This window comes from Acetomicrobium flavidum, from assembly GCF_900129645.1.
Taxonomy (GTDB): Bacteria; Synergistota; Synergistia; order Synergistales; family Acetomicrobiaceae; genus Acetomicrobium; species Acetomicrobium flavidum.
The window spans coordinates 894,613-920,164 of the sequence record NZ_FSQZ01000001.1 but is presented as its reverse complement, the minus strand read 5'-3'; the positions used below and the strand labels follow the sequence as shown (position 1 = coordinate 920,164).

Genomic DNA, 25,552 nt, shown 5'->3' with positions numbered 1-25,552 from the left:
GGCGTGGACGCTTGATCCAGTAAATCCAAATCTTATTGTTGTTCTGCGTTAAGTTTCTCGCTTAAATATCCAGGTTTCGCTTCCGCCAAGCAACGCCGGTATGCTAAGCAGGTCTCCCTCTTTTCCGCTCACGTTGAAGATCTTTTCGGTAGAGCTTACCACGTTTCCGTTTTCATCCAATACGTCTACCTTGATCTTGTGTTTGCCGTAACCTATGAGGAGAGCAAGGTTTGCCTCGTCTTCCCCCAGGTCTAATTGGATTTCGTCATCGAAGGTGACCCTCACGGGTCCCCGCACTTCGAAGGTGACGTCGCCCAAAGAGTAATTTTTGTTTTCCACGATGAACTGGAATCCCTTGCCAATGCGATATAAGAATATGCTGACTAAAATGGCCGCTATTACGAGGCCTATTTGTATCATAAGGCGTTTTTTCAAATTGACTACCTCCTCCGGGTTAAGCTTCGCCCCTAAACATACGCCTCGCGTATGCCTTCTCTTGAGCGCGACGCCACTCGTATATCACCAGGGCCAAGGCGACTACGCCGTAGGATACGAAGACGCGAAAATACTCCCCAAGCTGAGCCTGTCCGATCAGGTACTTTCCGGCCATGGGCGATACGATGAACATTAGGTGAAAGAGTATGACCCCTACGAACACGTTGGGCAACGTGGCCTTCGCAACGCTTGCTCCGCCGATCAGCAAGGCGGCGATGGCAAACATGCCGGCCTGTTCATGGCTGTTGTAGGTATTTAGCGTACCTATATTCTGCAAAAATATTATCTGCCCGTAAGCTGCCAGAACTGTGGAGATCACTATCGATATGAGTCGCGTACGCTCCACGGGAATGCCTGCCGAACGAGACACCTCCATATCTTGGCCTACGGCACGCATGTCTTGCCCCAGCTTGGTCTTTCTAAACCATACGATAAATGCGCTGAAGGCCGCTATTATGATGAAAGTGCCCAAGGGGACCCTTATGCCATGTATGGTTACGGGTATCAAGTAGTCGAGGCAATTTCTGATCCCTACGAGGTTTACGGCATTTCTAATGCCGTATCCCCTTGAAAGCACTAGCTCGGGGCTGTGGATGGGTATTAGTGAACCAAAGAAGTACAGCACGACCAGTTGGTACAGGCCGTTCACGAAGAAGCCCAGAATATAGGAAGTGACCATCTCCCGTCCTTTGGCGCGGTTAAGTATGGCACCGCACATCCATCCCAAGGCGACAGCCAATGGAGTTGCGATGATCGCGGCAAGCGTCATTCCGGGTAGCCCCATCACCTTCCAGTCGGAGACAAGTATCAGTCCTATTTGCCCGGCCATGGCCCCAAGCACCATCCCAAAGTTAAGGCCCATTCCGGCTATGATTGGCACCAGGAGGGATAGCACCAAGAAGGAGTCCCTGGCCAGACGAATTAGCATCTCCTGCACCAGGTAAGACGCAGAAAACTGAGATATGGGTATGGCAAAGGCCGAAAGCAGTATAAAGATTATAGGCACTATGTTGGCCATTAGGAATCTTTTTAAATTAAACGTAGCTTCTCTTTTTTTCATCGTGACTTCACCCTAACTCCTCTTGTCAATGCATAGAGTATCATGCCGTTGGAAACGATGATCCTTATGACCTCTGACATGTCCGTCTGAAGCATGCTGTTTATAACTGAAGGCGTCATGGTAAGTATGCCCTGGAATAGAAATGTTCCTATGATGACGTGCGTCAGAGTTGCACGATTTATTGAGGCACCCCCAAGCAAGATGGCTGCAACCGAAGGGAAGGCCATGTAAAAGGGGCCCATGTAAAGCTGGATGAATCCGAAGCTTTGTTCGTAAACGATTATGCCTATGGCACCAAGAAGCGTTGACAATATTACGGAAAGGGTCCGCATTTTGTCTATGTTTATGCCGGCTGCGCGCGCAAAGTCGGGGTTAGCTCCTACTGCTGATATGGCATTTCCCGTTTTGGTGCGGAAGAAGGCCCAAAGCAGCAGCGACATTAACGCAAAAAACAGCAATGTTCCCGTAGGTATGGAGAAAAACTGAGTCAGCCGTATGGATAAGAAGTTGTTCAAAACGCCTCCCCAGTATTCCTGGACGCTTATCGTGGTTCGAAGTCCCTTCCCGGCATAACCCCACACCATGCTGGGGTTCTTGAAGGGCAACAACAACCACATGATGCACATGAAGGCTACGGATGAAAATCCTACATAAGTAGCTATCATCATCTCTCCGCCTTTGACTTTATTTAAAAGCTGGCCGTAGCCCCAACCGAAGATGACTGCAAAGGGAGTTGCCATGGCGATGGCAACCAAAAAACCGATAAACCCCGTAGCGTTCATCTCTAAACTTATGGTGGCGCCCAAAAGCCCCGCTATGATGCCCAAGGGCAAGCCGAAATTAAGCCCGCAACCTGACTGTACCATGGGCACCATTGCAAGGACCAATATGCCGTTCATCCCGAACCTTATAAGCGTGTCGTTTATCGATGAGTCTATCCTGACGTTTACGAAGGGTGCCAATATAAAAAGAGAAAGCAGGAATAGCGCAATTATTGCCCTGGGCCATCCTACATCTATGATGAATTTTTTGATCCTATCCAACTGAGACCACACCTTCCTCGGACGATGACTTTGCCCCCATCAAGAGAAGGCCAAACTCTGAGCTGTCGCAGGAGGCAGGCAATATGCCTGCTATCTTTCCCTCGTGAACTATGGCAATGCGATCGCAGATGGATCGCATTTCTTCAAGCTCGGAAGAGGTCATGACTATGGTAGTGCCAAATTCTCGGTTACGCTTATATATCATGTCGAGCACGAGCTTTTTAGCTCCAATGTCTATGCCCCTTGTGGGCTCAGATACGAAGAGCAACTTGGGATCAAGGGCGAAGGCGCGGGCGAGACATACCTTTTGCTGATTGCCTCCCGATAGTTCCCTCACCTTTTGGTTTTCATGCACGCACTTGATAGCAAGCATTTTTATGTATTCTCTGGCTGCCTGCTGTATTGCCTGATCGTCTCTCCATTTCACGAGCCCGCCAAGTATACGTTTCAAAAAGAGCTCATGGATTTGCATTGCAGTGAATGCTATATTAAGGGCAATTCCTTCGTCTAATATAAGGCCGACGCCTCTTCTGTCTTCCGACACGAAGGCAATCCCTGACTTTAATGGGGTTACAGGGTCATTTAAAGGCAAGGGTTTACCCTGAAATGCGACCTTGCCGCCGGCAGGATAAAGCCCCATAATTCCGTTAGCTATGCCCAGCTTCCCTTGGCCGGCCAGGCCGCCAATGCCCAATATCTCGCCCTCATATACTTCAAGGTTGACATCTCTAACCGTTTCTCCGGGCATATCCACCCAAAGATGTTCGATCGTCATGATGGGGGACTTAAAGACCCTGTTCTCCGATGATCGCTCGGTCAGCCCTTCTATCTTGCGTCCCACCATGGCCGTTGCTATTTCACGAAGGGTCGTATCGGACGCCTTTTTTTCGAGCGTTATTTCGCCATCCCTTAGGACCACTATGCGGTCGCAGACGTCCAAGACCTCCTGAAGCCTGTGGGTTATGAAGATTATGCCTATTCCCTGACCTGCAAGGCGCTTCATGGCTTCGAGCAAGATCTTTGCTTCCGATTCCGTCAAAACGGCGGTGGGCTCATCTAACACCAACAGCTTGGTGTTTTCCTTTTCGATTTCCCTGGCTATTTCAGTGAATTGCTTGTGCCCTACCGGCATCTCGGAGACCACCATTTCCGGATCGATGCTCACTCCCAATCTGTCTATTGCCTTGGTGGCCCTGCTTGTCATCTTGGGATAGTCAAGCGTAGCCAGTCGCTCGCCAAAGATCTCCACCAGAAAATTATATTGGGTGGACTCTCTGTTTAAAACGATATTTTCAACAGCTGTAAATCCCGGTATGAGCGAGAACTCCTGATGGACCATTCCTATGCCTGCATCCAATGCCTGGAGTGGGCTGGTAAAGCGCACTTCTTGCTCCTCCAGGTAAATCTTTCCCTCAAATCCCCCCGTTTCAAATATCACGGGCAAACCGAAGAGGATGTTCATTAAGGTCGACTTGCCTGCGCCGTTTTCGCCAACCAGGCCCAATATTTCCCCCTTTTCAAGCTTCAGGTTGACGTTGCGTAGGACCTGGTTTTCGAAAAAGGATTTACTTATCCCTTCCATGCGTAGCAATGATGTTGAAGACATACAATTCACCTCTTACCTGTCACCAATTTAACTAAAAATACTGCGTTATAGAACCGCTTGGGGGGAAGCTGCAGCTTCCCCCCAAGCGGTATTTACTAAAGACAATAGCGCAGGGAATTACTTAATCTTCAGGTATTTGTCGGGCACCTTTACCTTGGTCATTTCGAGGAAGCCCTTTCCGAACACATACGTATCTTCATATACCAACATGTGGTTGGTCTTCTTGATGCCGGTATTGAGGTCCACGTAATATCCGCAGTTCCATGTTGCACCTGGTGTAAACTTCTCGTAGCAAGCCACCAGGTCATCCAAGGATATCTTGGCCTTGCCGTCGATGATGCGTTTCGCCAATTCTCCGAGACCCGCCGTGGTCGTATATCCGTAGGAATATACCCAGGTTCCGAGCCGTCCGGAGGCACCCTTTTCCTTGAGGACCTGTTCGATCTTCTTCGTAATGGCCTGGAAATCTCCCTTCTCAGCAGACAGGTCTATTCCCAGCGCTCCGGGGTATCCCATGAGAGGGGAAGGAAGATCGGCCTCGACGAAATAACCACCGTAAGCCACTATCTGTCTGATCAAAGGTTCGGTATGGGCATCGTTGGTGCAGAAAAATGCCGTGTTTTTGCCGTACTTCTGCAGCCATGCAGGGACCTTCTCGAGTATGAACTGCTGAGCTCCGGCTACTCCTACGTCGCTGACCGGGTCCGGTGCCGTCTCGAAGTGGAACTTGAGGCCTAGATCATTACATGCTACCTCCATGATGTTGCGCCTTCTTGAAAGAAGCTCATAGCTCATGTGGCGGGGGAAGGAGATGTGGACGAAGTCGGTCGCGCCCATCTTTTTAGCTGCCAGCGGGATAAGGTAGCCTCTGTAAATGTTGTGTACGTTTATTGCCAAGTCGGCAGATGACTCGATGACTCCCGGATCCTCATGGGCTTCGCCGGCGAAACACAGGATATCAGGCCTTTTTTCCTTTACGCGCCTGAAGGCCTCGGTAGTACCGGGAATGGCCTGGTTAACTATTATGGCCTTCATCATTGGGTCGTCTGCAAGCCCTACGATCTGGCTAATGGTGGTCTCCATCTCCTGCATGAAGTTATCGGGATATGTGATGTGTTGGATCATGCCGCCCTTAGCTGCATCGCCGTACTCCTGGATGAGCCGCTCCGCTCCTCGCAGGTCATCTTCCGATTGCGAAACCGTTCCTGTAACAATGCCGATATGGTACGGTGCCTTCGCGAATGCATGTCCTGCGCCGAGCATGAGAAATGCGACCAATGTTAAAACTAACAAGCCCCCAACCTTCCTCATTTACTGACCCTCCTCCTTATTTTAAGCTACATTACTCGAATAAAATTATCCCATTATGTTAAGATGAGGTCAATCGTTCAGGGCATCTTAAACTCTTTGACAAAGATATGATCTTGCGTTTATATTTAAAACGATTAATCATATCGGCTTGAGTTTTCTTTAATTAGGCTCATCGTGACTGCAATACTGCTGCCAAATGAAGAAAAAATCGAAGAAAGAAGACGTATCCCGCTGCAGGAAACGGGCAAGTACGTGATGCTCGTCAGCCTTCATCTGACGGGCTTTCCTTTGAACGCGGTTACGGGAAGCCTGATGGACGCTGTGAAGGGAAAAGACCCGGAACTCGTTGTTGCCTTCTGGATTTACGCCAGGACGAGCGCGGGCAAGATTAAGTCTCCGGGTGCGTATTTGATGAAGGTCCTTGAAAACAACGACACGGGAAGCCTGTCGGGCGAGATCATGGAGAAGGCAAAGATATGCGTCATGGCGGCTCAGACGATCGTTCACGAGACGTACGACGAGCCGGAACTGGCCTTTCTTAAGAACCTTGCACAGAAGTTGTCGCTAACCGATGCATACTACAAAGACAGGACGTCGCTTACGGCGGAACTTAAAAGCGCGGGAAGAAAGCTGATCGACGAGTGCGAAGAAATATTAAGGAAACTGCCAAATGGCAAAAAGCAATCCTGATTGCTAAATTTACACTGGCCTGTTGTCTTCGGATTGCTTGCAACCCGTCTGAGACGGCGCATAATGTATGTAACTTATCTCGGATATAGTTTTTTTGGAAAAAGAAGACACAAAATAAGGCATCCTGGAAGCAGGTTTGTGAACTACCCTTTCCTTACGGAAAGAGCTTCCTGTTTCATAGTGGCCCTAATAGACCAGCTCCACAGGCGCAACTTTCCGTGGTTCCCACGGTAGGAAAGTATTTAGGCCGCTTCCAGAGCCAACACCTTCTACAAAATATTCCGGCAGCGTTTACATCCCTGTCTAGAGTCAACCCACAATAAGCATAATGGTGAGTCCGCTCGGATAATTCTTTAGACACGGTCATCTCACACTTACTGCATTCCTGCGAAGTGCCGGAAGGGTTCGTTTTGACCAGCCTGCTACTGGTTTCTTCCGCTTTGTACTCAAGCATGGTCATGAACTCACCCCAACCAGCGTCAGAAATTATGTACAGATCTTCTATGGCAACCAGGCTGTAAGTGTTCACCAGCCTACGGGATTACTTGTGTGGAAAGTCCCTTCGCTGGCTATGGATGTTAGTGTATAGCTTCGCCAGCTTTTGTCTGGCCTTTTTCCAATTGTGGGAACCCTTCTCCTTGCGGGAAAGGACACGTTGGGCATGTTTTAGGCGTTTTTCCGTTCTTCTAAGGTACCTAGGATTTTCGATGATACTACCATCAGAAAGGGCTGCAAACTTTTCTAGACCAGCATTAAGACCTATGACAGATCCGTTATTAGTCTGTGATTGGGTTAGTTTTATTTCTACAGCAAAAATAGCCCACCACCTGCCCGCAGCATCCTGTTTGATGATTAGGGTCTTGACGATACCGGATATTTCCCGGTACAGTTTTACCTTCATCAGGCCGATTTTTAATAGTTTCAGCTTGCCGTCTTATAAAGAAGCACCTTTCCCTTTCCGAAACTGGGTGAATGTGATAGATTTATGCCGTCTTCTGCCCCTTGAAAAGGGGATATCCCGGCGTTTCTCCGTCCCTGACCCTGCAGAAGAAGGCAGCAAAGGCCATTCTACCCTAAACAATACTTCTTGGGCTACCTGTGTAGATTCCTGTAAGCCTGCCCGCGCGGTCGCACGGCTATTACAATTACCGCATTAGCGGAGTTATCTATTGTATAAAGTATTCGCCACCCGCCCACGCGGGACGAACGCAGTCCTTCCATATCCGTCAACGGCTTGCTTAACCGCGGATCGAGCGGATCATCGGACAGTTCGTGCAGCCGACTGCGGATACGTTTTTCGGTTTTAGAGTCCATGCGATCCAGAGTTTTTACGGCTTCACGGGAGAGCCTTACTTCATAGCTCACGGCCTTTTATCTTGCTCGTACTCTTCCAGTGTTACGTACCTGCCGGCTTTGATGTCTTCCAGGCCGCGTTTTACAGCTTCCAGGTCATCCCTGCTCAACTTCTCTTCATCGTCATTGCCTGTCCTTAGAAATGCCTTTAGATCGCTTTCTTTGATCCGCCATACGCTGCCCACTTTGATTCCTTTTAATTTTCCCTGCCAAAGCCATTTTTTTATCGTCACAGGCGAAAGCGAAAGGATTTCGGCCGCATCCTTGGGTGTAAGCAGCTTTTCCATTTCTATCACTTCCTAATGATTTATATTTACTGTTAATAATTGTTATTTCCATCTTTTCAAGTATATCATATCATATATCGATTTGCCATTAATGACGCAAGGTATTCACCGTACCGGGGCAACAGCGCTGCTTATGACAGCGGTGTGTCCCATGTATTCATATAAAGATAAAGACCCGCGGTCTGCGGGTCTTTATTATCCGACATTTGAACAGAATTTCACTCCTACTGCAAAACCCTTTCCGCAGGCTTAACAGGTTATAGCGCGCAGGCCGGGTTAATGAGCATCAGCCCATGTAGGGCCTATCTTTGCTTCGGCTTCCGCAGGCACGACGGTCACATACTTGCGTTCCACGTCAAGCATAATGGTTTTTAGAACTTCCTTTGCCTGCTGCGCTTCATCTTCGGGAACTTCGAGCAGAATTTCGTCATGCACCGGCAGAATGATCCTATAGTCGGTCTCCCGGTGCAGGCGCGTTAGTGCTTCCTTCAGCATATCTGCACCGGTTCCCTGATCGGAGTGATTCACGGCGTTATTGACGTACTCCCTAAATTCATTTACGGGATTCCGGTTCATCGAAGGATGCCCATGCAGGTCTTACGTCCTTCCCCCCGCAGGTTGATGCCCCAACCAATGTTTAAAAACCTGGGCTTTCCCGGTTTCTGTGGTAAATGATCTATCGCCATTATGACTAACTTGGTATATTTGTCCCTGTGATAGAAATGAGATTCTCTTGTTTTGACGAAAAAGCCTTAAATATGCAATAACCATGCGTATCTTTTTATATTTACGTACTAGGAATACCTCTTTTTAAGAATCTAAGAATTTGACTGTCGTGTTCGAGTTTATATCCTTCCAGTCAAAGATGTAACAACAGACTCCATAGACCAAACATCTCTTCGTTTGAAGGGATTTTGTCAAAACTTGTCCCGTAAACTGGCAATTTTTTGAACGTGCCGTTCTTGTAGGCCATTTCGTCGTAATATCCCGATATTTCCTGCCAGTCGAAGGCCTTCACCTGCACCAGAACCTTACGTGCACAGGCTGGCGGGAGAGATGGACGGAGCCATGAGACTCTCCGTCGTCGTAAAACACCTGTCCGACAGGTATCCCCTGATACTCGTGGACACCCCGCCCAATCTGGGACTTTTCACGCAGAACGCCCTTGTGGCCGCCGACGGGGTGCTCGTGCCCATATCCCTGAGCAAGCATGCCATCATGGGGATACAGAACCTGATGAGCATAATCGCCACGGCACGCCGTTTCAGGACGTCTCGCCTGCCCGCCCTTCTGGGATATCTCATCGTCGGTCTTGACAGAAGGTACAACCTGCACCAGTCCCTTGAAGTGGTCGTCAGGCAGACCTTCGGGTCCGACGTGTTCGACGCCGTCATACCTACGCAGGCTAAGGTCGCCGAAAACATCAGCAAAAGGAGAAACATACTGCACAGCCTTACCCTGCAGCAGAAGGACGAGTGGTTTTCCTTCCTGAAGGAGCTTTTCGAAAGGGCGGAAAGGACGATCTTTGCCGAAAAGAAGGCGGTCTAAATGGCTAAGGCAAGGAAAAGGAAAAAGGACAAGGAAGACGAAAAACTTGCCTTTGAGATCGCCGAGATAGCGGGCGTCGTCAACTACATGCAGAAGGTCTCGGGCGAAGAAGTCGAGAAAAAGGGAGACCTGTATCTCAGTCAGGGCAGAATGATCGCCGAGATGAGCAGGCCCAATGCACTTATTTCCGAAAAAAGTGCAACACATGTACCTATTCCGGAAGACACGGAAAAAACAGGTGCAACAGCTGAACCTGATCATGAACATTCTGTATGCTCCCGGCATTGACAACAGAACCAAGACTTTTCTCATTGCCGTCCTTTACAAGTCGGCGCTGACGGGAGAAAAGACGATAAAGGTGCGGAGCAACGACATTTTGAAGGCTCTGGGCATACACAAGAAAAACCAGAAAAAGATACCCGAAGAAGCGGAAAAAGCGGGCCTTGCCGTCTTTAACGTCAAAAGATAAGGCTGGACTGAAGTAACGTTTAACGAAGAAATATTTAACCCTGACGGCAAATATGGTTCAATCTATCTATCAAAAAAAATAATAGCGAATATATTAGTTGCATGCTCGAGAGACAGGATCAAATAATGGAATTAACGGCTCAACATGTATATCTTACGTTTATAGCCGTCATATTTGCGATTTTGGTGGCTGTGCCGTTGGGCATATTTATAACCAGGCACGGGCTTGGTCAACATCCTCAAAATGGAGACGAAAAAGGACCCCGAGGAAGTGTATGAAATAGTCAAGAGGGAGTTTCAAGATAGATGGAACTTGATTTGGCTTGAGCCTTGGGGTTTTAACAATACTTACACCCTTGCCGTTAAGGAAGAATTTGCAAAAAAACACAACATTGAGACCTTTTCCGATCTGGCTAAACTCGCCGACAAAATCGTTTTCGGTTGCACCATGGAATTTGCAGAGAGGCCAGACGGATATCCCGGCTTCCAAAAGGCATATGGCTTTTCTTTTAAAGAAGTGAAAGCAATGGATCCGGGCTTGATGTACTCGGCGATCGACAACGATTTGGTGCAGGTGATAAGTGCCTTTGCGACGGACGGATTGCTCATAGCCCATAAGCTTAAAATCCTAAGGGACGACAAAAATTTCTTCCCTCCCTACTATGCGGCTCCCCTTGTCAACGGCGATGTTTTTGGAAAAACATCCGGAAATCGCTGAGGCCCTAAATAAATTGGCAAATTCCATAACCGATGAGGACATGCAGAAGCTGAACTACCAGGTCGATGGCGAGGGCAAGGACCCTGCCAAAGTTACTAGGGAATTTCTGAAGGAAAGAGGGCTGATTCGGTAAGTTGGGGCATAAAGCTTAAAAATTGCCTGAAAAGTTTCATAGATTTGTTTTTTGAAAATATTTGAATATTATGGTCAAAGTTGATTTTTCCAGTCTCAAAAGTTAAGATAGCAGGCAAGAGAAAATAATATAGTCGTTTCGGTGTCGGGAAATCCGGTGAGAGACCGGTGCGGCCCCGCCGCTGTAACCCCGATGAAATCGCAGGTTTGCCACTGCCTTTTGGTGGGAAGGCGCGAAAGTAAGATGAAGGGAAGCCAGAAGACCGGCCGAAACGCGTGAGTGCTAGCGTCATGCGAAGGGCATGGCTTGGCAGGGAAAAAGGGGTAACCTGTCCGTTTAGGCAGGTTACCCCTTTTTAATATCAAAAAATAATTAACGAATGGAGGCAGAGGAATGAAGTCGGTCACGCGTTTTCTCGTTTTAATAATATCTTTATGTGCATCTTTGTTTTTTGCACATGCGCTTTTTGCTCAGGAAGGCCCTGTTACGGTAGCTCCGGAGCTTGTCACGGGAAGCAGGCTGGCAGAGTCGCTCGATGAGGTTCCGCAGGCAACATACGTGATTACGGCAGACGAGATAGAAAGAAGCGGGGCTAAGAGCTTAAGCGAGGTATTAGACAAAATTCCAGGTATATCCACTTTAAGGAAAAATTCGTGGGCACAAGATGATTCGTTGAGAATGAGGGGCGTTGCGACGGAAATATTGGTATTGGTTGATGGCGTTCCATATTACAACGCAAGCTACGGAGCGGATATGTTCAATGTTGATTTAAGGTCCATACCCTTAGAATCGGTCGAACGGATTGAAGTCGTCAAAGGTGCGGGATCTGCACTTTACGGTTCAATGGCTGCAGCAGGCGTCATCAATATCATTACGAAGACGCCTGACAAATACAAAGCGTCCATATTGGCCGAAGGCGGCAGCAACGACTGGCGCAGGTATTCAGCCTCGGCAGGAATTAAAGGAGATATTTTTGATGTCGGGATTCGCTACAATCACAGAGAAGAAGGCGAAGTGCCTGTTAGATACGATGTTTTTTCTAATAAAATACTAAAAGCACTTGATTACGACGAAGATTCGGCAAGCGTAAATCTTTCTAAGGGCAACTGGCGCTTTGGAGCCGATTTCGGTTCCTACGATTCAAAATGGGAAGCTGGTAACCCCTTAATTGATAAGCAGAAAAATGATTACAAGAGGTTTTATTTGAAGTACGCAGACCTCAGGAATGAAATCGTAGCCTATGCCCATTTCCTTGATAAGGAATATGATCAAGGGGGAACTGAAGTTTTTTATGATGATTTTACTTCTGAAAAAGTAAAAAGATTACTTCCATATGATTACAATGAAGACATTTGGGGGTTAGAGTTTACTCAAAAATCTTCGATTGGAGAGGTGCCGCTTGCCTGGGGAGTTGCCTATCGCTTTGAAAAACTTTCCGCGAATGGTGATGGTTTGATAGTTGATAATGACAAAAAAACTTATTCAATAGACAAATTTTCTTACAAAGGGGAACGATATAATATAGCCCCCTTTGCGCAGTTTTCCTTTGCGTTAGGCGATGTGCTCATGGACATAGGTTTAAGATATGAAAATTGGGATGTTGATGGCGGAAAAGACGAGTCTGAATTTACGCCGAAGATATCTTTTTACAGGCAGGATGACAGTGGAAAGCTGTGGTATTTGACGGCGGGCAAATTTTTTGCCATGCCAAGCTTGTATCAATTGTATGCAAAAGAGGCTATGGTTGAACCCAATCCTAATCTAGTCCCAGAAAAAGGCTATGCATATGATTTAGGTCTCAAAGACCCCAACAATAAATGGAATATAGGTTTATTCTATGTTGAAATAGATGATAAGATAAAATGGGATGATGGTAAATATATTAATTTAGCTGAGTTTCGCTCTTGGGGCATAGAAGGATACTTTGAAAAACCATTTACTTCTAACCTAAAATGGGTTAACGGGATAACCTGGCAAAATGCAGAAGAAAAGCGCACCTCAAATACCCCATGGCAAAAGGGCGGCACGCCGCAACTGGAGCTTTACAGCGAGCTTAATTACGACAGCGGCCCGTGGTTTGGAAGCTTGAGCGCTCATTATTACGGAAAGCGCGAGAAAGATGGATACGATGGCCCGGCAGATGATGATTTCGTAATAGTCGATGCCTTGCTTTCGTACAGCGCGAAGAATGATAAGATTAGCTTGGTTGCCTACAACATTTTCGATAAGGAATATATAGTTGATACTTATGGGTTCATCGGTCCAGAAAGAAGGGTCTATTTGACCTTAGAGCATTTGTTTTAGCTAAAATTAGGCTCCCACAAAAGTCCATCGTCCCAACCATAAAGGGCCCTCAAGTTGAGCGGCCCTTTATGGTTTATAATTTTAACCATAATGTGGTGGCTTTTTATGATAAAATTCACAATATCAGAAAACGATTATAGATAAACTTTTGAACGGAAGGTGAAAGGTTGTGCTTTCTGACATAATAGGACCGGTCATGGTTGGCCCATCATCGAGCCATACGGCGGGGGCAGCTAAGCTGGGCAGGCTCGCAAGAAGGGTTTGGAACGATGAGGTTTCCAAGGTCGACATATATTTGAGGGGCAGTTTTGCCGCGACCTATTGGGGACATGGTACGGATAAGGCCCTGGTAGGTGGATTGCTTGGATTTCTGCCACATGACGAACGGATAAAGGACGCATTGAACATCGCTCGCGAAAGGGGAATGGAATATCGATTTTTTGCGGAGAATATAGATGGTGCGCACCCCAATTCCGTTAGGTTTGTGCTTTACGGCAACGACAGGACCATGGAGGTCGTCGGTGCTTCTTTGGGTGGTGGGGTCGTCGAACTTCAGGAAATAGATGGTTTTAGGTTGTCCTTAAAAGGAGACCTCGCTGCTTTGGTCACATTTCACGTGGATAGGCCCGGAGTGGTTGCAGCGGTTACCGGATTGCTGGCCAAACATGACGTCAACATCGCTACGATGCATCTCTATCGTCAGGGAAGAGGTGGCAAGGCCGCCATGGTGATCGAGATCGATGGAGACCTGAAACAAGAAGCTAAAGAGGAATTGCAGCGTTCCCATCCTGCCTTGATGCGGGTCATCTTCATCCCGCTTGCGGAAGGTGATTTGATATGAGGTCGTTTGAAGAAATTTTGAAACTTTGCGATGTGGACCTTGAATTTTACGAAGCGGTCATGGAGCTCGAAAGCCGTGAAAGCGGCAAAGACTTTGACTCCATATACTCCTTTATGGCTTCTATGCTCGATGCCATGGAACAGTCCGTAGATTCGGCATTGAATACCGAATTTAAGGGTCGTCTAATGGAAGACGAGGCAAGAAGGTTTGGCAAATATATATCCCAGACCGAGGATCTTTTATCCGGAAAATTTATCGCAAATGCATCTCATATTGCGTTGGCGGTATCTCAGTACAATTCAAACATGGGGCGCATCGTGGCTGCCCCTACGGCAGGAAGCTGTGGGATACTACCAAGATTGCTCTTTGCCTATAAGAATTTATATGCGCCCTCCAGGGATGCGTTGGTAAAGGCCCTAATCGTCGCAGGAGGCGTGGGGGAGGTCATTCAAAAGCGAGCTACATTGGCTGGAGCTGAAGGGGGATGTCAAGCCGAATGTGGTGCTGCTGCTGCCATGGGGTCGGCTGCCTTAACTTACCTTAAAGGGGGCAGTGCCGAAGCCTCCGCGCATGCGGCTGCCCTGACGATAAAGTCCGTAATGGGCTTAGTGTGCGATTCGGTTGCCGGTTTGGTCGAGGTGCCTTGCATAAAACGAAACGGCACGTTGGTCGCCTTGGCGTCCATATGTGCCGATATGGCTTTAGCCGGAGTCAGGTCCGTCATCCCGCCTGACGAAGTGGTGGATGCCATGAGGCAGGTTGGTAAGGCCTTGCCTGAAACGTTAAGGGAGACATCAAAGGGAGGGCTAGCTGTAACTCCAAAGGCCAGGGCCATTGAAAAGAAAATATTTAGCCAGATAACTCCTCTGACGGAGAGCTAAACCCAAGACAATAAGAGAAAAGGGGTGCCTCTGCAATCATGACAAAGGTGTTCGTTTGCGGTCGGGGGGGAAGCGGTAAAAGCACGCTGACTGCTATATTGGCAAAGTTTTTGATCTCCGAAGGCATGCGCGTGCTAGTGATAGACGCCGACGAAAGCAATCGTAGTTTGTACAGGATGCTGGGCCTGCAGGCTCCCTACAGCACCCTGATGGAAGATTTGGGCGGTAGGGTCGCCGTAAAAAAGGCGGTGTTTGAGAGGCAAAATGGCAGTGATTCCGAAGATGCCAAGTTACACGTTGATGATCTGCCGCGATCTTGCGTCAGCAGGCGCGATGATCTGGCTTTTTTGGCGATAGGGAAGATCTACAAGCCGGATGAAGGTTGCGCCTGTCCCATGAGTGCTCTTGAGAAGGGTTTCTTGGAGAGGTTGTATGTACCCGGATGGTGGGTTTTGGTAGATTGCGAAGCCGGTGTGGAACATATTGGACGCGGGGTGTGGCGACATGCCGATGTCTTTTTGGTAGTGTTGGAGCCTTCCCATGAATCGATGGAAATGGCCAAGTTTATGAATGGTCTCGCAAAAGAAGTAAATCGTCCCATTGTAACGGTGGTGAATATGGTAGATGAGGATATAGCAGAGGACGTTAAAACGTCCGTGGAGTCCCTCGGCATCAGCGTTGACGCCATTTTCCCCCGTGACAGGAGGGTCGCTTCTGCAAATCTAAGCGGACAACAGGTGCCCTTGTTGCCCGATTTCGTGCCATCGCTTAGAGCTTGTACGGAGGCAATTTTAAACAAGGTCAAGGAGGGTGCATCGTGAAAAAAGAAGGCTCCTTCGCATGGCTCATGTTTGGTACGTCTGTTGCTTCGTGGGCAATAGGGTTGTGGCTTTTCTCTCGCCTTGGAGGTGGCCGCAAGGCCATCCTTTGGCCGGCTGTCGTGTTTGCCGTAGCTACGGCAGCCTTGTTAGTGGAGGCTTACCTCAGTAAGCGCGAAAGGATAAGCTTGGTTCGAGTGCTTTTGAGCCTAAATCAAAAGCTCAGCGCTAAGGACTTAAGCGTCGATAAGGGCAAAAGCTTTTTATCCTGGGTGGCTGACGGCTTAAATAATACGATACAAGCTATTTTAGGGGTTCGCATATTTGCCGGCAAGGTGGGTATAGCTACGGAAGATGTTGTAGAATCCGCAAAATTCAGCAGTGACACCATGCATAGCATTGCCGCTTTTGCTTCTGAGATAGCCCAAGCAGCGAGCGAGATAAGTTCACTGGCAAACGACGCCAGCTTGCGTATACAGACTTTTTCGGCGGGCATTCAGGAGTCTTCGTCCACGATTGAAAACATTGCAGCGCAGGGCAAGTCCGTCGAATCGGAGGCCGGAGAAAACGTGAGACTGGTCCAAGAGACGACGCAAGGGATAGGAGCCGTGGATGAGGCAACAAAGCGTGTTTCCGAGGCAATCGGTCAAATGCAGAGGGTTTCTAAAGACATAGTCGATATAGTCGGCAGCATCAAGGGGATTGCAGCGCAGACCAACTTGCTTGCGCTCAACGCTGCCATTGAGGCAGCCAGGGCAGGCGAGCACGGAAGGGGATTTGCCGTTGTCGCTGAAGAAGTTCGCAGCTTAGCCGAAGAATCTTCAAGGGCGGCGTCAAGCATAGAGAACCTGGCAAACAATATCAGAGCCTTGGCTGAAGAGGGCGTTAAAAGTATCGATGTAGCAAGCAGGAAGGTAATGGAGGCCAACGAAAAGGCAAGGCGCATGGATGAGAGCAATAAAAAGGTCCTGTCCATCGTTGGAGATTTGATCAGGGAGATAGGGCTTACTTCGGAGACCTTCCAGACTCAAGCCGAATCAAGCGTAGAGATGGCCAACTTTATAGCAGGCATAACTGAAAAGGTGGATCGTCAGACCAAGAGGTTGGACGAGATGAACGCACTGCTTCAGGATGAGGCAATCTCCTCGGAAGCCATGGCCGAGAAAGTAGAGGTCATCCTTTCTTCGGCCAATGCAATGGAAAAGGCGTTATTTAAGTTTAAGCTTAAGGAAGAAGAGCTATCGTCATCCCTGGTAAAAGAAAGAGCCGTGATGCGAATAGGCATCGAAAACCGCGATTGGGGACGTTTTCACTTCTGGAGGGGTGGCAAGGTTCAGGGGCTCGACGTCGACCTGGCCAACGAGATAGCAAAGGCTTTGAACGTAAAAGCTGAATTTGTGCCCACCACGTGGGGCAACGGTGAAAAGGGCACACTGTCTGGTACCTGGCTGTCAGAGGATTGGAGCGAGTTTGATATGGTGATCTCGGCCGTTACCAAGCTCCCATCAAGGGCTGAGAGGGTGGTCTTTTCAGTCAGCTATGCAGCGGTAGGACAAAAGATCCTTTTCAGGAAGCAAGACGAATTAAACTCATTGAAGGATCTTGTTGGCAAAAAAGTTGGGGCCCAGAAGGGTACCACCAGTGAAGCCATAGCCAGGAAAAAACTTACGGGCTCTACTGTTGTGCCTTATCCCAGTTGGCAGGATGCCCTGCAGGCACTTAAAAAAGGCGATATCAGCGCAGCTGTCATAGATAGTCCTACCGTACAGAGTTGCCTGGACGAAGATCCTTCGCTATCATCTCTAAGGACAGTCCTGACGTGGGAGCATTTCGGTGTAGTATTGCCCAAGTTTGTCTCAGGGGAGTTCAAGGAGATCGTCGATGACGTGGTCATGAAAAACAGGGAGCAGTTGGCCAATAAATGGCTAAAATCGACGCGTGATAGCTCTTATTTGGCTACTTTATAACTTAGGAGGTGTTCGATATGTCGTTGCGCGAAGATCGTGCTATACAGGTTATCTTGGGCAGAAGGAGCATAAGGAAGTTTCAAAAGGACAGGAAAGTCGAGCCCGAAAAGCTTGACATCATTTTGGAGTGCGCTCAAGCTGCTCCTACAGCTGGGGGTGGAAGGCCGTGGCATTTCGTGGTCGTTGAGGACAGGCATATGTTAGATGCCTTGGCGGAAGCCCATCCCTACGGAAAGATGCTACACGAGGCGCCCTTAGCCATCGTGGTGTGCGGAGATCCCAAGTTAAATGATTTTGCGAAGCGGTATTGGGAAGAGGATTGCTCGGCAGCGATGCAGAACATATTGCTTGCATCTCATGCTTTGGGTTTGGGATCTGTGTGGCTTGGAGTGAGCAACTCCTCCGGACGTCCGGAAGCCGTTAGAAAGGCTTTAGGAATTCCGGATGACATTCAGGTTTTGGCCATAGCGGCGATCGGCTATCCTGCCGAAACGAAGGAGCCTCACAGCGGTTATGACCACAGCAGGATCCATCGCAATAGGTGGTAAAAGCCTCGCTTAATGTGGAATATGTGCTATAATCAATAAATAAGCGACGGGCCCTCAGTACCGTCGCTTATTTATTGTTTGACATATCATATTCATCGACTTTGTTGGAGGTATAGGCATGACAGAAAGCGGCAACATTGGCAAAGTATTAAGGCTACCACTTGAAGAAGAGATAAAATACAGTTACCTTGATTATGCTATGAGCGTCATAATCGGCCGTGCGCTGCCCGATGCCAGGGACGGACTGAAGCCTGTCCAACGCAGGATACTTTACGCGATGATGGAGCTGGGCTTAAAGTCAAGTCAACCGTACAGAAAATCGGCAAGAATAGTCGGCGAGACCATGGGTAAATACCATCCTCACGGGGATGCTGCCATCTATGATGCCATGGTGAGAATGGCCCAAGAGTTTTCCATGCGATATCCTCTCGTGGACGGACAGGGGAACTTTGGCTCTATTGACGGAGATCCCCCTGCAGCCATGCGTTACACAGAGGCTCGTCTTTCCCCTCTTGGAGAAGAGATGTTAAGGGACATAAACGAAGACACGGTAGATTGGGGGCCAAACTTCGATGAGACCTTAAAAGAACCGCTGGTCTTGCCTTCGCTGCTTCCAAATCTTTTGGTGAACGGCAGCTCCGGTATTGCTGTAGGCATGGCTACCAATATGCCCCCTCACAACTTGGCCGAGGTGGTCGATGCGGTTTGCTTGCTCATCGAGAAGGGTGAGGACATAGAGCTTGGAGATATAATTGAGGTCTTGCCTGGCCCCGATTTCCCCACGGGTGGAGCCATAGCAGGCAGAGATGGGATTATAAGCGCTTACAAGACCGGACGGGGCAAGATCATATTGCGGGGCAAGGTCTCCATTGAGCAGATGAAGCGCGGCAGGACAAATCTTCTCATAACGGAGATTCCCTACATGGTCAACAAAGCCTCGCTGATCGAGATCATAGCAAGAGGCGTACAGGAAGGTTACATAACTGGCATAGCTGACCTTAGGGACGAATCCGACAGGGATGGCATCAGGATAGTGGTCGAATTGCAGCGAGACGCCGATCCCCACTTGGTCTTAAGGCAGCTTTACAGCAGAACGCCTCTTCAAACTACCTTTGGCGTAATAAACCTTGCCTTGGTAAATGGCGTACCAAGGGAACTCAGCCTTATAGAGCTGCTTAAGATATTTTTGGATCATCGTAGAAATGTAGTCCGTCGCAGGACAAGTTATCGACTGGGTAAAGCGCAAGAGAGGGCCCACATAGTTGAAGGCCTCGTCAAGGCGTTAGACGTCATAGACGAGATCATCACCCTCATAAGGGGATCGCAGGATATCCAGAGCGCTAAAGTCGGCCTGACGGAAACCTTTGGCTTTACCGAGGTCCAGGCGCAGGCCATCTTGGACATGAGGCTCCAGCGTTTAACTAACCTGGAAAGGAACAAACTGGAAGAAGAATTAAAACAGCTATTGCAAGACATAGAGAAATACCGTACCATCCTTGACAATCCCTCTGCCCTCGATTCTGTCGTTCGCGAGGAATTGTTGGAGCTGAAAAAGCAATTCGGCGATGCGAGGAAGACAGAAATTATAGACGAAATTGTCGATGTGGATGAAGATGAGCTCATCCCCGAGGAAGACATAGTAGTAGTATTGACAAAGGATGGCTATCTGCGACGGGCCCCATTGGGCGACTATCGTTTGCAGGCCAGAGGAGGCAAGGGCATCAAGGGCTTTAATCCGAGAAACGAGGATGAGGTGGCGATGTTCGCTGCAACCACGACACATCATGACATCTTCCTGTTTACGAACAAAGGGCGCGTATTTGCCATAAAAGGATACCTGCTTCCTGAGCCCAAAAACGGCAAGGGCAAACACGTGAGTTCCTTTTTTACGCTGGAGGAAGGCGAACGCGTTGTGGCTATAAAAGACGATACGATGCATGGGGCGAAATTCGTGCTTTTCGCCACTAAAAATGGTATCGCCAAGAGGGTTGACGTAAGAGAGCTCGGCAACCTGACTCGTGCCGGCAGGCGCATCATAAACCTGGATGAAGGTGACGAAATTGCTAGGGTCAGGTTTACATCCGGGAGCGATGACCTGCTCTTCGTCTCTGCCAAGGGACAGGCATTGAGGACCAGCGAAGAGGAATTCAGGCCCATGGGGCGGCAGGCCAGGGGAGTGAGGGCCATAAGGCTTTCGAAAGGTGATATTTTGGTTGGCTGCGAACCTCTGCGTGAGGATACGATGATATTGCTCATAAGCGAAAAGGGAGTTGGCAAGCGCACCTCCTCCGATGAATTTCCTTTGCATCATCGTGGCGGGTCGGGCGTAAGGGCAATGAGGTTATCTGGGCGCACGGGGTTGATAGTGGGCGCCTGGAGCGTTACCGAGGATGATGAATTGATGATAGTGACGAGCAAAGGGCGTGTAACGCGCATAACTGTTAAAGACGTTCCCGTGCTGTCTCGAACGGCGACGGGGAACATCCTAGTTAGGCTTGATCAGGGCGACGAGGTGGCTGACGTCACCGTAATTCGCGAGGATGCCATGGAGGAGATCTGATATGGGTTTAGCTCGCGAGGGGGTTGTGCCTGTAGTTACAGCTCTTTTTATGACGATGGGAGCCTGGTTAATATCTCCTGTGTTAGGGGTCATTTTGGGCTTGTGTACTGCCTTTCTGGCATGGTTTTACAGGGAACCTCACGTCGATGTTCCGACGGATCCCCTTTCCTTCGTGAGTCCGGCAAACGGGAAGGTCGTCGAGCTCGAAGTCGTCGACGCTCCCTTTGCCGGCAAATCTACCAAGATAGGCATTTTCATGTCTGTCATGGACGTGCACGTTAACCGAATACCTTACGATGGGAAGATATCCTTTTTGGATTATAAAAGAGGCAAACACCTGGTGGCCTTTGCTCCCAAGTCGTCTGAGGTCAACGAAAGGTTATATGCCGGCCTTGAAACTAAGTATGGCAACGTGTTATTGGTGCAGATAGCTGGATTGCTGGCCAGGAGAATAGCATGCCGCGTAAGGGTCGGTCAAAGGGTGCCAAAGGGGGATGCCTATGGCATGATAAGGTTCGGTTCTAAGGTTGACGTATATCTGCCGCTTGCAATAAAGCCCATGGTCAAGATTGGAGATAAGGTTAAAGCCGGAAGCAGCGTCATAGGTTTAGCTTCAGACGAAGGGAGTGAGCTCAGTGGGCAAGAAAGTATATAGAAAACGAATGATAAGAAAGCCGATCCCCATCCGCAAATTGTTACCTAATATGATAACCAGCGGAAGCATCTTGTGTGGAGTGATGTCTTTGGTCTTGGCTTTTCATGGCCATTTAGTGCCGGCTACTTGGTTGACCTTCATGGCTGCATTCTTCGACCTGATGGACGGCAAGGTAGCTCGATCGCTTGGCGGAGACAGCGCCTTTGGAGTGGAATTTGACAGCCTTGCAGATGTGGTGAGCTTTGGGGCTGCCCCTGGCATGATATTTTATATCTCTTATTTATATGCCTTTGGCGGAGTTTTGGGAGCATTGGCCACGGCATTTTACGTCCTGTGCGGGGCGCTGAGGTTGGCTCGCTTTAACGTGGTACATTCGAGCGGGAGATTTCAAGGGCTCCCAATCCCTGCAGGTGGATTATTTTTGATGTCCTTCATAGCATCGGGAGTGGTTTTACACCCCCTAATTGCAATGATCATCGCCATCATCGCAGGGTCGTTGATGATCTCAAGCATTCCCTACGGCAACCTTAAACATTTAAGCAAAGATAACATCAATATTCTCAGGCTTTTATTTCTTATCGGTTGTTTTGTTACCATATCGGTAGTTTTTAAGGAAAAGATTGCGCTTGTTTGTGCATCGGTGTATGTCTTAAGCGGGCCCCTGGGAATTGATTGGGGAAGGTGGCTTGCCTTAAGGGACGAAGAGGAAGTAGCAGACAATCAGTAAATAATTAAGGGGGCGCTTGCCCCCTTAATTATTGCCATTTCGAGATATCCAGCTCTCCTTCGCTTTTGGCAACTACGCTCGTTCCCACGAGATCGCCGGTTACGTTTATACAGGTCCTGCCCATGTCAAATATGGCATCGACTCCAAGGACCATAGCATAAGCAGCAGCTACAGGAGTGCCCGGTTCAACTGGTAGCCCGATCGAATCTAGGACCAACAGCAACATGATGGCTCCGGCTCCGGGGACCCCGGCAGTTCCTATTGACGCAAGCAGTGCAGTAAGTATGATGATGAGCTGATCCGAGAGGGTCAGATCATGACCTACGGCAAATCCTATGAACAAGGCGCAAACTCCCTGATAAATGGCCGTTCCGTCCATGTTGATGGTTGCCCCAAGCGGGAGCGTAAAGGAATATATGCCTTTGGGTATCCCCATATTTTCTGCACATGCCATGGATACGGGAAGGGTCCCGTTGCTGCTCCTGGTGACGAAGGCGGTTATCATGGCCTCCTTGGCATGGGATAAAAATTTTGTCAGACGTAAGCCGAAAAACTTTAAGATCAATCCATAAATTACTGCCACATGCACAACTATGGCTAAATACTCCGCTGCAACTGCCGTAGCTAAAGGTCCAATTACGCGCGATCCTTCCTTGGCCAGTATCACCGCTACCAAGGCGAATACGCCGATAGGAGCATACTCCATTATGCCGCGCACGATCTTGTACATTACCTCGGCTGCGCCGTTCGCAAATCCGTAAACTATGTTGGCAGAATGTTTTAGCTCCTCGTTTTCGCTCTCTCGAAGGAAGGAAAGCCCTATGCCGAAAAGAAGCGCGAAGAAAATGATGGGAAGCACGTCACCCTTGGATAAAGATTCGACCGGGTTTGTGGGCACTATGTTAAGAAGCGTGTTTGTCAGCGACGGTTTAGACAAGGTGACTCCTGCCACTTCGCCTCCGGCAAGCTCTAAGCCCAATCCGGGCTTAAACAGGTTGCCGAAGATCAGGCCTATGGCGACGGCAAAGACGGTTGTGAGCAAGTAGTAGACGATTATCTTGACGCCAACCTTGCCCAAGCGGTAAGGGCTAATGCTTGCCGTACCTACGATCAGGCTGAACAGTATCACAGGAACGACTATCATCTTTAAAAGTCGGATGAATAAATCCCCAAAGGGTTGAACCCAGAGTATCTTTTCCTTCAATAAGAGACCCGCGATAACGCCTAATATGAGCCCTGCCAATATCCGCTTCAGCAAATTTGACCCGAAATACCAACTCATAAAACCGCTTTTCTTGCTCTCTTCCTCCATCGATCCAATCCTCCTTTTCCAAGTTTTATTGACCGCGCCTAATCTTAATTATATTAATTATACATCTTAAAAATCAAGGGCACTGTTACGCCTATAAGATCAAATTTTTTGAAATTGGCAAAAAGGGGATTTCGTTAGATGATACTAACTTTTAACGTGATAATTTCGCATTAATTGTAATGATTTTACATAATCTAAGGATTTAGCTTGAATATCACTGGCACCAGCAATTCACTTTCCTTCGAGGTCTTGAAAACCCACCTTTTGACGGCCTTAAGAGCACTTTCGTCCAGTTGTTCGTATCCGCTGGATTTGTATACCTTGGCCTCGACGACGGCACCGTCATGCGAAAGGCGCACATATATAAGTACCGTTCCCTCTTCTCCGCGTCGCCTGGAAGCCAGGGGATATACCGGCTTGGCGCCTCGAACGATATCGAGGTCGCTTGCAATTGGAGGCACTTTCTCTTCCTGCTCAAGCGATCCCTCGTTTGCAAAATTTAAAGCATCGGAGGGTCCGCCCTTGCCTTCTTCGTATTCTGCAGAGGCACTAAGATTTTGTCCCCTATCCTTTAAGTCGCTATCCGCGTTCCCTAAGGCTATCTGATCGCCTTTGTTTTGATCCGTTACGTGAGTCTCGGAAGGTATTTTTTTATCGTCGGTCTTGACTGGAGGCTTTGGCTTGTCGATGCGTTTTTCCTTGTTGATGGCAGCTTTAGGGGCTTTATCGGTTGCCACGGCAGGAGGGTTGTTCGTCTTTCTTGACGGCAGGGTGTTTGTGGCAATGACTTTGCCTTTTGCAGCGTTCGTCTCTATCGATACGAGTTTGACGTTAATCGTCTTTGCAGGCGTCGAAGATCTGACCTGCAGTTTTGGCGGAACATTGATCGCTAAAACTGCAGCGCAATGGATAATGAGGCTCAACAAGATGGGAAGCGCCCATCTTCTGACATTATCGCTCATTGGCCGTTCCCTTCGCCTCCTCCTACCGCAAGGGATACTTCATCGATGCCGGCTTGTTTTAAGGCATCCAAGACGTTAACTACCTTGCCGTAGGTCGCGCTTTTGTCTCCCGCAAGAAGTATCGTCCGCCCCTTGGAATTGGCATCCTGAGCCAACTTTACCGCTTCGTCAATGTCTACCGCTTTGCCGTTATGCACTATAGTTCCGTCATGGTTGACGTTAATGACAAGAGGGGTGTTCTTTAGGGGATCTCCCTTGCCCTTGGGCAGAGCTACGGTAATGCCCCCTTCGACGAAAGTGGTGGCTATGACGAAAAAGAGGATGAGTTGAAATATGATGTCCACTAAAGAGGTCAATTCGACCTCGGGAATATCCCTCTTTGACCTCATTTATTTGCCTCCTTGGATGCCATATCAATAGCTTTGATTAAGACGTCTGCACTTTCAAGGACCCTTGGCCCGGGATGAAGCAGGACTTCCGATTCAAATGAGACTATTTTTGCCTTTAACGGCAGATTTCCGGTGACCTTCATGAATTCCTCTGCATTTATTGACATTCCCTTCTTAGTCTGAACCAGGAGTATGACATCGGGGTTCCAAAGCAACAACTCCTCCCTGCTGATCACCGGAAAGGAGAACTTTTTGCTGTCGGCAGCATTTTTAATGCCTATCGCATTCATTATATCGCCGATGTAGCTCCATCCTCCGGCCACTATCAAAGGGTCATGCCACACTATTACCAGCATGGATGTCGGCTTATTGATCCTTGCCGCAAGTTGCGACCTTCTTTGCCCCAATCCACTATCGATGTCTTGCCATACCTTTTTTGCTCTTTCGATCCTGTTAACTTTTTCTGCTATCTTAAAAAAAGCCTCTTTAACGTGGCTTAGCCTATGGTGCAACGTTAATTCCAACGTATCTATATTGAAGGCCTGAAGTCGATTTAGTAGATCATGGTGAAAAATTTTCTCTCCTATGACGAGGTCCGGCTTTAGGTTGATTATTTTTTCAAGGGAAGGGTCTACGTTACCTCCGACGCTTGGCTTGTTTGAGACGTCAGGCGGGAATGTATCGTAGTCGGTCACTCCTACTACGGAATCAATGGAACCCAGAAAATACAGAGATTCCGTGACGCTTGGTGCTAAAGAGACTATCCTTTTATAAGTTTTAAACGCAAAAGCTGAATTTGGAAAAAGTAATCCCAAAATCACCCAAGATAGGAAAGCTAACAGCAATGTCGAGCTGATTTTTTTTAGACCGACCATG

The 25,552-nt window shown here is 48.5% G+C and carries 29 protein-coding genes and 1 riboswitch; of the genes, 15 read left to right on the top strand and 14 right to left on the bottom strand.

Annotated elements, in window-relative coordinates:
- Positions 1–48 precede the first annotated feature (48 nt).
- The 5 genes from BUQ78_RS04810 to BUQ78_RS04790 all read right to left on the bottom strand — a co-directional run bounded on the left by BUQ78_RS04810 (position 49) and on the right by BUQ78_RS04790 (position 5,515).
- On the bottom strand, positions 49–435 hold the full coding sequence (locus tag BUQ78_RS04810) for a DUF6672 family protein (RefSeq protein ID WP_014806064.1): 387 nt from the start codon (positions 433–435) through the stop codon (positions 49–51).
- A 19-nt stretch (positions 436–454) separates the two neighbouring features.
- Positions 455–1,555, bottom strand: coding sequence for an ABC transporter permease (locus BUQ78_RS04805; protein ID WP_074199454.1), 1,101 nt, complete (start codon positions 1,553–1,555; stop codon positions 455–457).
- A complete protein-coding gene (locus BUQ78_RS04800) occupies positions 1,552–2,598 on the bottom strand; it encodes an ABC transporter permease subunit (protein ID WP_014806066.1) in 1,047 nt (348 codons plus the stop codon). The genes BUQ78_RS04805 and BUQ78_RS04800 overlap by 4 nt, the downstream gene beginning before the upstream one ends.
- Positions 2,591–4,204: a sugar ABC transporter ATP-binding protein gene (locus tag BUQ78_RS04795; RefSeq protein ID WP_074199453.1), complete on the bottom strand. Its 1,614-nt coding sequence runs from the start codon at positions 4,202–4,204 to the stop codon at positions 2,591–2,593. The genes BUQ78_RS04800 and BUQ78_RS04795 overlap by 8 nt, the downstream gene beginning before the upstream one ends.
- A 117-nt stretch (positions 4,205–4,321) precedes the next feature.
- Complete coding sequence (locus tag BUQ78_RS04790; protein WP_074199452.1) at positions 4,322–5,515, bottom strand: DUF3798 domain-containing protein; 1,194 nt, start codon at positions 5,513–5,515, stop codon at positions 4,322–4,324.
- Between the two features lie 174 nt (positions 5,516–5,689).
- Between BUQ78_RS04790 and BUQ78_RS04785 the strand changes: the two genes are divergently transcribed.
- The gene (locus BUQ78_RS04785) at positions 5,690–6,205 is read left to right on the top strand and encodes a hypothetical protein (RefSeq protein ID WP_074199451.1); all 516 of its coding nucleotides are present in this window, start codon (positions 5,690–5,692) and stop codon (positions 6,203–6,205) included.
- 175 nt (positions 6,206–6,380) lie between these two features.
- On the opposite strand, the gene BUQ78_RS04780 is transcribed toward BUQ78_RS04785, so the two are convergent.
- The 5 genes from BUQ78_RS04780 to BUQ78_RS04760 form a co-directional block, all read right to left on the bottom strand.
- Positions 6,381–6,734 (bottom strand): zinc ribbon domain-containing protein, encoded by a 354-nt coding sequence (locus tag BUQ78_RS04780; RefSeq protein WP_074199450.1) that lies wholly within the window; start codon positions 6,732–6,734, stop codon positions 6,381–6,383.
- A gap of 12 nt (positions 6,735–6,746) precedes the next feature.
- A complete protein-coding gene (locus BUQ78_RS04775) occupies positions 6,747–7,130 on the bottom strand; it encodes an RNA-guided endonuclease InsQ/TnpB family protein (RefSeq protein ID WP_318259646.1) in 384 nt (127 codons plus the stop codon).
- A gap of 167 nt (positions 7,131–7,297) precedes the next feature.
- Positions 7,298–7,570 carry a type II toxin-antitoxin system RelE family toxin gene (locus BUQ78_RS10175; protein ID WP_084532219.1) on the bottom strand — a complete coding sequence of 91 codons (273 nt, stop codon included), beginning with the start codon at positions 7,568–7,570 and terminating at the stop codon, positions 7,298–7,300.
- Complete coding sequence (locus tag BUQ78_RS04765) at positions 7,567–7,845, bottom strand: helix-turn-helix domain-containing protein (protein ID WP_074199448.1); 279 nt, start codon at positions 7,843–7,845, stop codon at positions 7,567–7,569. Before BUQ78_RS04765 ends, BUQ78_RS10175 begins: the two co-directional genes overlap by 4 nt.
- Before the next feature lie 276 nt (positions 7,846–8,121).
- Positions 8,122–8,421: a DNA polymerase gene (locus BUQ78_RS04760; protein ID WP_074199447.1), complete on the bottom strand. Its 300-nt coding sequence runs from the start codon at positions 8,419–8,421 to the stop codon at positions 8,122–8,124.
- A 480-nt stretch (positions 8,422–8,901) separates the two neighbouring features.
- Between BUQ78_RS04760 and BUQ78_RS04755 the strand changes: the two genes are divergently transcribed.
- From BUQ78_RS04755 to pssA, 14 genes are all read left to right on the top strand, one after another.
- Positions 8,902–9,393, top strand: coding sequence for a ParA family protein (locus BUQ78_RS04755; protein ID WP_074199446.1), 492 nt, complete (start codon positions 8,902–8,904; stop codon positions 9,391–9,393).
- A complete protein-coding gene (locus tag BUQ78_RS04750) occupies positions 9,394–9,681 on the top strand; it encodes a hypothetical protein (RefSeq protein WP_074199445.1) in 288 nt (95 codons plus the stop codon).
- A complete protein-coding gene (locus BUQ78_RS04745; RefSeq protein WP_074199444.1) occupies positions 9,653–9,862 on the top strand; it encodes a hypothetical protein in 210 nt (69 codons plus the stop codon). The genes BUQ78_RS04750 and BUQ78_RS04745 overlap by 29 nt, the downstream gene beginning before the upstream one ends.
- 225 nt (positions 9,863–10,087) lie before the next feature.
- Entirely contained in the window at positions 10,088–10,579 is a 492-nt protein-coding gene (locus BUQ78_RS04735; RefSeq protein ID WP_318259502.1) for a glycine betaine ABC transporter substrate-binding protein, read from the top strand.
- A 13-nt stretch (positions 10,580–10,592) separates the two neighbouring features.
- Complete coding sequence (locus tag BUQ78_RS10110; RefSeq protein ID WP_318259501.1) at positions 10,593–10,712, top strand: glycine betaine ABC transporter substrate-binding protein; 120 nt, start codon at positions 10,593–10,595, stop codon at positions 10,710–10,712.
- Between the two features lie 122 nt (positions 10,713–10,834).
- A riboswitch (cobalamin riboswitch) is annotated at positions 10,835–10,997 on the top strand.
- Positions 10,998–11,105: 108 nt separating this feature from the next.
- A complete protein-coding gene (locus BUQ78_RS04730) occupies positions 11,106–13,016 on the top strand; it encodes a TonB-dependent receptor plug domain-containing protein (RefSeq protein WP_074199443.1) in 1,911 nt (636 codons plus the stop codon).
- Positions 13,017–13,185: 169 nt separating this feature from the next.
- Positions 13,186–13,857, top strand: coding sequence for an L-serine ammonia-lyase, iron-sulfur-dependent subunit beta (gene sdaAB, locus BUQ78_RS04725; protein ID WP_084532217.1), 672 nt, complete (start codon positions 13,186–13,188; stop codon positions 13,855–13,857).
- A complete protein-coding gene (gene sdaAA / locus BUQ78_RS04720) occupies positions 13,854–14,738 on the top strand; it encodes an L-serine ammonia-lyase, iron-sulfur-dependent, subunit alpha (RefSeq protein WP_074199442.1) in 885 nt (294 codons plus the stop codon). The genes sdaAB and sdaAA overlap by 4 nt, the downstream gene beginning before the upstream one ends.
- 38 nt (positions 14,739–14,776) lie before the next feature.
- Entirely contained in the window at positions 14,777–15,559 is a 783-nt protein-coding gene (locus BUQ78_RS04715) for an ATP-binding protein (RefSeq protein WP_074199441.1), read from the top strand.
- Positions 15,556–17,523 (top strand): methyl-accepting chemotaxis protein, encoded by a 1,968-nt coding sequence (locus BUQ78_RS04710; RefSeq protein ID WP_014806076.1) that lies wholly within the window; start codon positions 15,556–15,558, stop codon positions 17,521–17,523. Before BUQ78_RS04715 ends, BUQ78_RS04710 begins: the two co-directional genes overlap by 4 nt.
- Before the next feature lie 17 nt (positions 17,524–17,540).
- On the top strand, positions 17,541–18,071 hold the full coding sequence (locus BUQ78_RS04705; RefSeq protein ID WP_074199440.1) for a nitroreductase family protein: 531 nt from the start codon (positions 17,541–17,543) through the stop codon (positions 18,069–18,071).
- Between the two features lie 118 nt (positions 18,072–18,189).
- Entirely contained in the window at positions 18,190–20,631 is a 2,442-nt protein-coding gene (gyrA, locus tag BUQ78_RS04700; RefSeq protein ID WP_014806078.1) for a DNA gyrase subunit A, read from the top strand.
- Position 20,632: 1 nt separating this feature from the next.
- The gene (locus BUQ78_RS04695; protein WP_074199439.1) at positions 20,633–21,286 is read left to right on the top strand and encodes a phosphatidylserine decarboxylase; all 654 of its coding nucleotides are present in this window, start codon (positions 20,633–20,635) and stop codon (positions 21,284–21,286) included.
- Positions 21,267–22,013 carry a CDP-diacylglycerol--serine O-phosphatidyltransferase gene (gene pssA / locus BUQ78_RS04690; RefSeq protein ID WP_084532215.1) on the top strand — a complete coding sequence of 249 codons (747 nt, stop codon included), beginning with the start codon at positions 21,267–21,269 and terminating at the stop codon, positions 22,011–22,013. Before BUQ78_RS04695 ends, pssA begins: the two co-directional genes overlap by 20 nt.
- 28 nt (positions 22,014–22,041) lie before the next feature.
- On the opposite strand, the gene BUQ78_RS04685 is transcribed toward pssA, so the two are convergent.
- The 4 genes from BUQ78_RS04685 to BUQ78_RS04670 all read right to left on the bottom strand — a co-directional run bounded on the left by BUQ78_RS04685 (position 22,042) and on the right by BUQ78_RS04670 (position 25,551).
- Positions 22,042–23,325, bottom strand: coding sequence for a dicarboxylate/amino acid:cation symporter (locus BUQ78_RS04685; protein WP_014806081.1), 1,284 nt, complete (start codon positions 23,323–23,325; stop codon positions 22,042–22,044).
- 194 nt (positions 23,326–23,519) lie between these two features.
- Entirely contained in the window at positions 23,520–24,287 is a 768-nt protein-coding gene (locus BUQ78_RS04680) for an energy transducer TonB (RefSeq protein ID WP_074199438.1), read from the bottom strand.
- Positions 24,284–24,676 carry an ExbD/TolR family protein gene (locus BUQ78_RS04675; protein WP_074199437.1) on the bottom strand — a complete coding sequence of 131 codons (393 nt, stop codon included), beginning with the start codon at positions 24,674–24,676 and terminating at the stop codon, positions 24,284–24,286. Before BUQ78_RS04675 ends, BUQ78_RS04680 begins: the two co-directional genes overlap by 4 nt.
- On the bottom strand, positions 24,673–25,551 hold the full coding sequence (locus BUQ78_RS04670) for an ABC transporter substrate-binding protein (protein ID WP_074199436.1): 879 nt from the start codon (positions 25,549–25,551) through the stop codon (positions 24,673–24,675). Before BUQ78_RS04670 ends, BUQ78_RS04675 begins: the two co-directional genes overlap by 4 nt.
- Position 25,552: the final 1 nt, after the last annotated feature.

Coding starts and splice junctions, on each gene's coding strand:
- BUQ78_RS04705 (WP_074199440.1), top strand. CDS start 17,541: ATGTCGTTGCGCGAAGATCGTGCTATACAGGTTATCTTGGGCAGAAGG.
- BUQ78_RS04680 (WP_074199438.1), bottom strand. CDS start 24,287: ATGAGCGATAATGTCAGAAGATGGGCGCTTCCCATCTTGTTGAGCCTC.
- gyrA (WP_014806078.1), top strand. CDS start 18,190: ATGACAGAAAGCGGCAACATTGGCAAAGTATTAAGGCTACCACTTGAA.
- sdaAA (WP_074199442.1), top strand. CDS start 13,854: ATGAGGTCGTTTGAAGAAATTTTGAAACTTTGCGATGTGGACCTTGAA.
- BUQ78_RS04675 (WP_074199437.1), bottom strand. CDS start 24,676: ATGAGGTCAAAGAGGGATATTCCCGAGGTCGAATTGACCTCTTTAGTG.
- BUQ78_RS04715 (WP_074199441.1), top strand. CDS start 14,777: ATGACAAAGGTGTTCGTTTGCGGTCGGGGGGGAAGCGGTAAAAGCACG.
- BUQ78_RS04795 (WP_074199453.1), bottom strand. CDS start 4,204: ATGTCTTCAACATCATTGCTACGCATGGAAGGGATAAGTAAATCCTTT.
- BUQ78_RS04745 (WP_074199444.1), top strand. CDS start 9,653: ATGAACATTCTGTATGCTCCCGGCATTGACAACAGAACCAAGACTTTT.
- BUQ78_RS04730 (WP_074199443.1), top strand. CDS start 11,106: ATGAAGTCGGTCACGCGTTTTCTCGTTTTAATAATATCTTTATGTGCA.
- BUQ78_RS04750 (WP_074199445.1), top strand. CDS start 9,394: ATGGCTAAGGCAAGGAAAAGGAAAAAGGACAAGGAAGACGAAAAACTT.
- BUQ78_RS04790 (WP_074199452.1), bottom strand. CDS start 5,515: ATGAGGAAGGTTGGGGGCTTGTTAGTTTTAACATTGGTCGCATTTCTC.
- BUQ78_RS04670 (WP_074199436.1), bottom strand. CDS start 25,551: ATGGTCGGTCTAAAAAAAATCAGCTCGACATTGCTGTTAGCTTTCCTA.
- BUQ78_RS04760 (WP_074199447.1), bottom strand. CDS start 8,421: ATGAACCGGAATCCCGTAAATGAATTTAGGGAGTACGTCAATAACGCC.
- BUQ78_RS04805 (WP_074199454.1), bottom strand. CDS start 1,555: ATGAAAAAAAGAGAAGCTACGTTTAATTTAAAAAGATTCCTAATGGCC.
- BUQ78_RS04685 (WP_014806081.1), bottom strand. CDS start 23,325: ATGGAGGAAGAGAGCAAGAAAAGCGGTTTTATGAGTTGGTATTTCGGG.
- BUQ78_RS04695 (WP_074199439.1), top strand. CDS start 20,633: ATGGGTTTAGCTCGCGAGGGGGTTGTGCCTGTAGTTACAGCTCTTTTT.
- BUQ78_RS04765 (WP_074199448.1), bottom strand. CDS start 7,845: ATGGAAAAGCTGCTTACACCCAAGGATGCGGCCGAAATCCTTTCGCTT.
- BUQ78_RS04755 (WP_074199446.1), top strand. CDS start 8,902: ATGGACGGAGCCATGAGACTCTCCGTCGTCGTAAAACACCTGTCCGAC.